At 24.2% G+C, this 9,400-nt stretch carries 9 protein-coding genes and 3 pseudogenes; all 12 read right to left on the bottom strand.

The genetic code is table 11. The features are described 5' to 3' along the window. A pseudogene (locus GRQ01_RS07225) lies at positions 1-335 on the bottom strand (sugar transferase); the annotation flags it as partial. Continuing rightward, complete coding sequence (locus GRQ01_RS07230; protein WP_158335096.1) at positions 319-699, bottom strand: hypothetical protein; 381 nt, start codon at positions 697-699, stop codon at positions 319-321. The gene GRQ01_RS07230 and the pseudogene GRQ01_RS07225, both read right to left, overlap by 17 nt. Positions 700-1,124: 425 nt before the next feature. After that, positions 1,125-1,304 (bottom strand): hypothetical protein, encoded by a 180-nt coding sequence (locus GRQ01_RS07235; protein ID WP_158335097.1) that lies wholly within the window; start codon positions 1,302-1,304, stop codon positions 1,125-1,127. Between the two features lie 126 nt (positions 1,305-1,430). Next, a complete protein-coding gene (locus tag GRQ01_RS07240) occupies positions 1,431-3,359 on the bottom strand; it encodes a sugar transferase (RefSeq protein ID WP_158335098.1) in 1,929 nt (642 codons plus the stop codon). Further along, positions 3,353-4,288 (bottom strand): methyltransferase domain-containing protein, encoded by a 936-nt coding sequence (locus GRQ01_RS07245; protein WP_324250701.1) that lies wholly within the window; start codon positions 4,286-4,288, stop codon positions 3,353-3,355. Before GRQ01_RS07245 ends, GRQ01_RS07240 begins: the two co-directional genes overlap by 7 nt. Before the next feature lie 207 nt (positions 4,289-4,495). Further along, a pseudogene (locus tag GRQ01_RS07730) lies at positions 4,496-5,200 on the bottom strand (glycosyltransferase family 2 protein); the annotation flags it as partial. After that, positions 5,197-5,526: a hypothetical protein gene (locus GRQ01_RS07250; protein WP_158335100.1), complete on the bottom strand. Its 330-nt coding sequence runs from the start codon at positions 5,524-5,526 to the stop codon at positions 5,197-5,199. The gene GRQ01_RS07250 and the pseudogene GRQ01_RS07730, both read right to left, overlap by 4 nt. 2 nt (positions 5,527-5,528) lie before the next feature. Then, positions 5,529-5,863, bottom strand: a pseudogene (locus tag GRQ01_RS07255) (nuclear transport factor 2 family protein). Then, entirely contained in the window at positions 5,844-6,581 is a 738-nt protein-coding gene (locus GRQ01_RS07260; protein ID WP_158335101.1) for a glycosyltransferase family 2 protein, read from the bottom strand. Before GRQ01_RS07260 ends, GRQ01_RS07255 begins: the two are co-directional and overlap by 20 nt. After that, the gene (locus GRQ01_RS07265; RefSeq protein ID WP_158335102.1) at positions 6,575-7,213 is read right to left on the bottom strand and encodes an HAD family hydrolase; all 639 of its coding nucleotides are present in this window, start codon (positions 7,211-7,213) and stop codon (positions 6,575-6,577) included. Before GRQ01_RS07265 ends, GRQ01_RS07260 begins: the two co-directional genes overlap by 7 nt. Next, entirely contained in the window at positions 7,206-7,850 is a 645-nt protein-coding gene (locus GRQ01_RS07270) for a PI-PLC domain-containing protein (protein ID WP_158335103.1), read from the bottom strand. The genes GRQ01_RS07265 and GRQ01_RS07270 overlap by 8 nt, the downstream gene beginning before the upstream one ends. Before the next feature lie 255 nt (positions 7,851-8,105). Then, on the bottom strand, positions 8,106-9,400 hold a 1,295-nt coding region (locus tag GRQ01_RS07275; RefSeq protein WP_158335104.1), incomplete at its 5' end, for a DUF2972 domain-containing protein.

Here is a 9,400-nt window from a genome sequence, read left to right on the forward strand (position 1 = left end):
GATTTAGCAAGCTTTTTGCTTTTTAACTTTTTAATTATTAAATCTTGTTCTAAATTAGCTAATTCTAGGTATTGTTTTTTAGCAGGAAGGGAATGGATTTGAGTTTGCAAGGGTTGTAGTTTTATAGGATCCATTCTAAAATTGTATTCTTCTATAGCACTTTTATAGTCTTCTACAGGAGGGACTAAATATGTAAAATCATATTCTTTATCAACTACGATGTTTTCATTTTGTATGAGTTGTATTTCTTCGCTAAAATCGAATTTACCATTTTGATCGGCTAAAAGAAAGGTGGAGATTCCAAAAAAGTCTAAAATATTAATTTTTGTGATCAAGTAAAAGAGTGCCTGCTGAATTCTCTGTATAAGGTAAATTCTTATAATTGAAAAATATATATGATTGTTCATCAATTAAAAAATTAGTTTCATAAAATGCAAAACAAAAATTATAAGCCGCTGCATTCTTGACTATAGTTTTTTTAGAATTTTGTATAACTATACTTGAATACGTTTTCCGGATTTGTTCGTTGGTTTTAGCGTATTTTACTTTATTCCATACATGTATTGCACATATATAATGGTTGATGAAAGTATTTGGAAATTTTAATTTTATATCATCTTTTAAATAATACACTTTTTCAGTATGTTGTAAATCTTTTTCTTGTTTTAATACTATATTTTGTTTATTACAAATAAACATATCCGGAGTGCAAATAAAAAATTTGGGATTTGACCTTTTTATACTTAATTTTTTTGGATATTTAAAATTTTCAATATTGTTTGCAATGTTTTTTCCAAGATTATACATAATTGTAGGAATTTGATGAGCTGGATCAGGGTGAGATAAATAGAAATGATATATATTTTTATTTATATAAGAATCGTGAACACTTATAAGATTAAATCCATATTTTTGACAGCATTGTTTATGAGTCTGATGAATAATATTTGTAAGTTTTTTGTGTTGATTAAAGAAATGTTGTTCGAATAATAGAAGATTAACAACTTTAATATTTAAGAAAAATAGTTCTTTAAATAACCATTGAATATTTCTATAAGATTGTTCAATACTTATAGTTTCGCATATAACTTCATATAAATCTACAATACTAGTTTCTAGAATAATTAATCCGCTTCTTTTATGATGTTAATATTTTCTTGCTTATGTAATATGTATATTTTCGATAATGCAGAGCTTCCACCTAAAGACAAATTATATAATAAGATATTTTTTTGTCTTAAACCAAGTTGTAAACCATTTAGTAATAGTGAATTGCTTGCCCCAAGTAAAACAATTTTTTTCATAATAAATATCCAAATAAATTTAATATATTGTAATTAATTGTGATATTAACATTATATTACTTAAAATTACTTATGTTTTATTAAATCTAGGTATCACAATGCTTTTCAATTTTTCCAACATAAAAATTATTTTTTAATTTTATTCTTATTTTTATTTAATTTAAGTAAATCAAATAATAAAAATTTTATATATCCTCCTTTATACCAATTTCTATTTGCATTGATCAATGCTTCTCCTAATTTGTATGAAAGATAATTTTTGATTTTTAAAGCTTCTTCATAATCAGAATAAGATTTTAAAGGAGGTAAAGCTAAATTTGGATTTTCTTTTATTTTTGCTTCATAAGAAAGTTGTTCTTTTTTATGTTTATCTTTTATATAAGATAAAATAAAAGGCATTCTAATAAAACCTAAAATACTTTTTGAATTGTCTATTATAGCTTGACCTAATTTATAAGAAAGTTGGTTTTTAATTCTTGCTTTGGCTGTTCCATAAGATGGCTTAGTAATAATTTGATATTTTTGAACAATTAAGTCAAAAAAATGGACAATATTTTTAATTTGATCTTCACGTAGAATATTATTTTTTCTAATATATTGGATATCTTTGTTTAACTCATCCTTCACATCTGGAAAACATATGTTTTTAAATAAAAAATAATTAATATGTGAAAATTTAATATTCATTTTTATTACTCTTAGTTTTAAAAAATCAACCCATTGACTTAAAATATAATGAGATAAAAATCCTGTTCCAGGACTCATACATGTTGTAGGAAAATTTTTTAAGCATGAGTGAAAATAAATATTTTGTTTGTTTTCTTTTGCATATATCCAAGTTTTCATATAATTTTCCATTGCATTTCTTCTGCCTATTTCTAAGCTCCCATCTATTCCACAATTATACCTTGCATCATAGATTTCATTTAATTCTAATAAATGTAAATCTTCTATTTTGATATCATTATTTACTATAATATAGTCAGATCTTATTCTTACGATGAAATCATATTTGAAATTATTTTGTTTTTCATATTCTTCCATACTCTTATAAACTTGGTAAATCCCATAATATATTTTAGAATCATTTTGTAATTCTCCTAAGCGACTTACAACTTTAGAATAAGATTCTAAAGTTACTTTTTTTACTTTTAAATCTAATGCAAACAATTCTTTTTCTGAAATTTTTTTATTAATTTCTTTTGAAAGAACGCTAAAAACATTTGGAAATTTTTTAGAAAAATCGATATTGGACATAATGAGTTCAGAAGGACAATGATCAATTATAGGATGAAAAAATCTTCTAATCCATCCTATGCCATTACCTCCTACACCAGGCCATAAACTTTCTTCATCCCAAGAGTGTATAAAAACATCAATATCACCTAAATTACTAAAAGAGTTGATTAATGCTTTAATACTATCACGCCAACCTGGACGTAAAGCTCCACATAAACATAAAGCTATTTTATTGCCTGAATAAGATTTACTTTGATAATAATATTTGCTTGCAATATTTCTTAATTTATCATAGTATAATTTTCCACCTAAAGTGTTTAAAAAATTATTGTATATAATCTCTAACATGATATAATAAATTCCGCCTTTAAAGAAAATATTATTAGAATTTATATAAAAAAAATCTATTGAATTTTTTAAGAAAAAAGATTGCTGAATCAAATCATTAGATTTTCTTACTTCATTTAATAATTTTAAAAACAATTGCACATCCTCACAATCTATATTATAAAGATTAGAAGATAGAAAACTTATATACGAATTTTTATGTTTTCCTATAAGAAAATCTTCATTTATATGATTATTGGACAAACATCTCTTCATAAATTCAGTTAGATCTTGCGAAGTTGTATCTAAAAGTAATGATAACTTATTTATATAATGAGAATTTGTAAGTAAATAATCATATTTTCCTAATTTATACATTAATACCAAATGTTCGTTTGATAATTGCTCTTTACTTAATAGTTGTTCAACAAGCTCATAACTCCAATTGTCTATAGCATGTTCAATTAAAAGTTTTATATTTTCTAGCATTTTACAATCTTTACCTCATTATTTATGTTTTCTAGAATATCTCGCTCTATTTCATCGTTATAAATACCTGCATTTAAAATTACTAAAGCGTTATTTTCATTTTTAAGAATTTTGGGAGATTTAACTATAAAATTTGTACCATAGAGTCTTTTTTCATGCTTATTTAGATCATTATCTAAAATATTAACAATCTTAGAAATATTTAATCCACTATATATTAAATTTTGACTAAATAAATGTGCACCAAATAAATAGACTTTGCTTAGGGTATATTCAATGCAATGATTAATATATTCAACTTTATTTCTATAGAATTGTAACATATTTTCAAAATCTATTTTGTTTTCGATATATTTGTTTTTTAAACTTATTTTTACAGAATTAATATCTTTTTTTACTAAGTAAAATATGCTATGTTCTTTAAAATATTTTTTTTTAATAATTTTAAAATTATTATTTCTTAATATATAATCAATTACATTTTCATCTAATAAAATGGTATGTTCGAAAAATAAACAATTGCTATATTTATTTTTCAACCATTTAGACATATTTGGTAATGAAAATATCATATATCCATTATCATTATCTAATGAATTTGATATGTCTGAAACAAACATGCAAGGATTATATATATGTTCAAATACATGAGAATGTACGATTGTATCATATTGCTTATTATTACATATATTTTTATTAAAAAATCCGTCTATATAATTCACATTTTTAAATTTGTTTTCAATATTTGGTTCTATTATAGTCCAATTGACATTATCTAATTCTAGAAAGAATTGAGATAATTTACCATGTCCCCCTCCGATCTCTAATACATTTTTTGGCTTAATTTGAGAAATGAATTTAGCAAATTCTTTGTGATGTTCTTCCCATATTTTTCCTACGTTGCCAGCATAATGTCCATTTTTATACAAAATGTCTAAAGGAATAAGTTTATTTAAAAATAAAATACCACTATCATTGCAAATTGCAAATTGCTCTTCACATAAAATATCCTCTTTTGGATTTTGATTGGTACAACCGCAAAATAATGGGAATAATCTTGTACTGATTATTTCTATATTTTTACTTTGTGTGATAGGACATTCATCTCTGATAATTAAATTTATGTTATTATTTTGATATTTTACTAAATCTTCAGGGGTTCCTAATCCATGCATTTGTTTGTCTTTTATGTTATAAATACCTATTTTAGCACCATTTTTTATAGCATAATTATAAACAGGAGAAGTATAAAATTCATTATTAACCCTATCTTCTTTCATGATCATATTCATAGCATTTTCGACAAATAATCGACCTTTATTAAAAAAATAAATTCCAACAGTAGCAAAGTCACTAATAACCTCTTTTTCTTTAACTTCTATTGCTAAATCATCTTTAAGTTTTACAAAAGACCATTTTGGATTTTTCTCTTGATCTATAAAAGTTAAAATAGAACCATCAAGATTACGTTGGAAACTATCGTTAATAAAATCAGCTATATTTATATCGACAATTTGATCTGAATTAGCTATTATTAAAGGCTCATCATTATTTATATAGTTTTTAGCATAAAGAACAGTGCAAGCCGTTCCTTCGGTAAGCTTATCAATACCTATAAATTCGACATTAAAATTATTTTTAATATCATCAATCCAATTTTTTTCTTCAATTAAGTGTTCTTTTCTTGCAATTAAAATATATTTTGCCTCTTTGTACTTTAAATTTTCAAGCACTCTAATTATCATTGGTTTACCCAAAACATCTATAAAAGGCTTAGGTTTATCAAAACCAGCTTGAGTAAAACGACTGCCAAGTCCTGCCATAGGAATAACTATATTCATTTATATTCTCCTAAATATTTATCATGTTTTACTCCTGGAAGTTTTACAACAACACTTATTGTGTCTTCTAAAGCTTGAAAATCTGTAGCTTCTTTAGGAGAGATTATTACAATATCTCCTTTAGAATATATTTTATCATTCATTTTGACTTTACCACTTACAATCACTGTAATTTCAGTTGCAACCTTATGATGATGTTTTTCCTCAAAATCACCCATTTTATATTCTTTTATGCCAACTTCAACATTGTTTGTTTTAAAAATACTCGGTTCAAAATTACCAACAAACCATCCACGGATCATTTCATCAAGTTTATAGTTTTTCATTATTATTCCTTAGGTATGTTTAAATAAGCTCGAAGTTTAATGATCTTTTCATCTTGCCATTCTATGATGTCCACACCTTCAAGCCTCGTATCATCAAGCACTAAAATAAATTCTATAAAAGTAGTATTTTTATCTTGAAAAATATTTTTAGCACTAAAATTTAATTCTTTACAAGCTTCAAATTTTTTTTAATAGCTTGTAAACACTCCTCTTTTCCCTCTATTCTTTTTACCACAGGATCTTCTAAAGCAAAATTGTCACTAAACAAATTGGCTAATTCATTTAAATTTTTATCATTAAAAGCATTGATATATTTTTTAGTTAATTTCATAAGCATTTTTTATCCTTTCATATTCATTTATTTTTGCATGAGAATAAAAAGTAAAATAACGATTTTTATCAATTGAAATATTAATTACTTTTTTATTTTGCAAGATTAACTCATTTAATGTAAGAGCGACAAAATATTTTCCATCATAATTAACATCTTTTTTAATCATATCAAAAGCTGATTTTATAAAATATTTACCTTTGTTATAATAGTAAAATCCTGCTATTGCATTTTTACTTACAGGTTTTTTCTCAAAAGCTTCTAAAACAAAATTATTTTCATTACATTGTACATAAGCCCATCTTGGGTGAATGCTTTCAAAGCTTAAAACACCTGCATGACTTAAGGATAATTTAGAAATTAATTGATTTAAATCGTATTCAAAAATCTGATCCATGTTTACAATAAGCAAAGGTTGATTAAAATCAATCTCATCTATAGCCATTAAAACAGAGCAAACCATACCTCCAGTTTCATTTTTAAGAATGATGTTTTTACTTTGGTGATCTGTTAAAACATTAATAGCATCATCTAAATGATAACGTTTAACATCATCTTCTTTTAATATAAAGATAAAACGTTTATTTTCTACATTTTTATAATTTTGAATAAAATGCTCAAGCATAGTTTTTCCACAAATTTCAATAAAAGGTTTAGGAAAACCATCTTTTTCATTATCAAAAAAATAACTTTTACCAGCCACAGGAACTACAATATTTAACATTTTGCTTCCTTTTCAAATTTTAAAATATGGCTTTTTATATTTTCATAATTAACTTCATCAATTTCACGGACTATCATCACATTAGCTCCGCTTAATCTAGCTGCTTTTATACCATTTTCATTATCTTCAATTATCATACATTCTTTAGGATTAAAACCTAATTTTTCTATGGCTTTATTATACATTTCAGGATCAGGTTTTCCTTGTTTTACATCCTCATTAGAAATATAAAAATCTAAATAATTTTCAAGGGCAGATTTTTCCATCATGATTTCAATGCTATTGCGTATAGAATTAGAACAAACTGCCATTTTATAATCTTCATTTTTTAATTTTGACAAAGCGTATTGGTGATGAAATTTAGGCTTGCATAAACTATAAACCATCTCCATTGTATATTGTTGCTTTAATTCATTAATAAAATTATGTAAAGATTCAGGTAAACCTCTATCTAGAGAAAGCATTTTTAATTTATCTTTGGTAGGTAAGCCATCAAAAGTTGTTAAATGCTCGTATCTAGAAATTTCCATACCAAAAAGCTTTAAAGCTTTATTTAAAGCTTGATAATGCCAATCTTTAGCTTCAATTAATACTCCATCCATATCAAAAATTATTGCTTTAATTTTAATCATAAAAAAACTCCTTTGCCTTACCTGGATGATCAGTGCAAATCATTAGTCTTTGACCTGCTTTTAGTTCTTTATCTATTTTTTTATATTCTTGCCACTCTTTTTGATAAGATCTTTTATGAAGTTCAGGAGATACAATACAAACTAATTTATCGTTTTGAAGGTGATATTTAATAGTATTTTTATCAATCCAATGAGAATGAAATTCATCCATCCAAACACCACAAGCTTTCTCGTAAAAACTAGGATTTTTTTCATACTCACTTTGTCTAGTAAAAACATTAAAATTGAAATCAATATAAATTAAAGCATCTGGAATAGACATATCAAATACAAAATAATTAAAAATTTGATATTCTTGAAGAAGTTGTTTAAGCACAATTTGAAGACCATCAGCTTTTATATTTAAAGCTAGAGGTAAATTAGTATTATATGCTTTATAAAGTTTAAAAAAATCTTCTAGTTTTAAACAATTTTCATGTGCTATATCATGAGATATGACTATACCCCCCCCCCGCATGCCATTATCTCGCAAATCAGTTTCAAGCCCGAAATTAGATGATAGACTTTGTTCAAAAGCTAAAATAGAGTTTTTTTCTTTTATACTTTTCCAATAACCTCGATGTGATAAAATTAACATTTATTATTTTTCCTATTTATTCTATATTATTATAATATCATAATAAATTTATTTTCACAATAAATATAAAAAAATACACTAATGGAAATTACAAATCATACATAAAAATATCTCATTATCAATATTTAAATGAATTTTCACTTTAAAATTATAATTTTTAATTTATTAATATAACTTTTTGTGTGAATAATTTATAATGCCTGTTATTTTTAATACAAGGGCTTTTATTAAAAACATTTAACAGTATAATTTTAGCTAATCTAATTCCTCGCACATTTTTTCAAATTCTTGATAATATTTCCAAGAAGCAACTATATCTGGACGGTGTTGTTTTATATGAATGAGTTCTTTATCTAATATATTTTTTAATTTAAGTCTTAATTCTTTATTTTCTTTTAAATAATTTAAGATATCTTCTTCTTTAAATAGTTTAGATTTTTCTAATTCTATTCTTTGCTCTAATATTATCATAAATTCCTTTAAATACTTTTGCAATAATAAAAATGAATTGTGGTTATAAATTAAATTATCGTAATCTTCAGGTTTAATATAAATCCCTAAATTTTCATATTTTAAAGGCTGATCAAAAAATAATGTACAAATATTAATCAAATCAAACTGTTTATTTAAATTAATATAATTACTAGTCGTAATATGAACCAAAATCTTATCAATTTGTAAAATAATAGGCAAAACAGCCATAAAATAATTATTTGCATTATATTTATAAATTAAAGAATCTGAAGGTGCTGAAAATTTTAATTTTTGAGATAAATTCAAAATTGTATTTTTTGCCTTAGGAGGAAATATTTCTGCACAATCAATAAAAATAATTTCATTTGCTATAAAATGATTTAAAATTGTTGCTTGCAAAAAATAATTAGAAGATATATATATGTTCAATGGAAACAAACTAGGAATATCTGCATAAATTTTATGTCCATTTCTAATATTAACTAAATATTTTCTTATAAAAAAATTAAAATGACTTGCTTTTTTTAAATCAATCCGCACAAGATTTTTTCTAAAAGGATGATTTGCTCCAGTTTTAAGTCTTGCAATAGGATCTCTAACTAGAAAGATAATAGGAACTTTTTTTGTAATTAACTTAAAAAATTTACTATAATTACATGGTAACACTTGTTCATATCTAATAATATTGTAACCTTTTACTTGTAAAAAATTATATAAGCCGTAGTATCTTTTAGTTTCTGTTTGTAAATCTTGTTGCAAGCATCTTATATTACAATCATTAAAAAACGACATCATTGCACCATGTCCAGACAATCCTCCCGCTAAAAACACAAACTCATAATTCTCTGGTAAAGGCAAATTCATTTCCCATGCAAGTTCAGCAGCTATATTATGATAATTGATTGTTTCATTTTTATCATTGAGTTTTTTAGGATCAAGTAATGAGGGATAAGGGTGGTTTTGTTTTTTATATTTTTCATTAAAATCATTTGATAATAACCATTCTTCTATGAGATTAAAATGTTTTAAGAAAAAAGTAAAATTATGAAAAATATTATCTAGTATAGCTTTATAAT

It is taken from the genome of Campylobacter bilis (assembly GCF_016806695.1).
GTDB lineage: Bacteria > Campylobacterota > Campylobacteria > Campylobacterales > Campylobacteraceae > Campylobacter_D > Campylobacter_D bilis.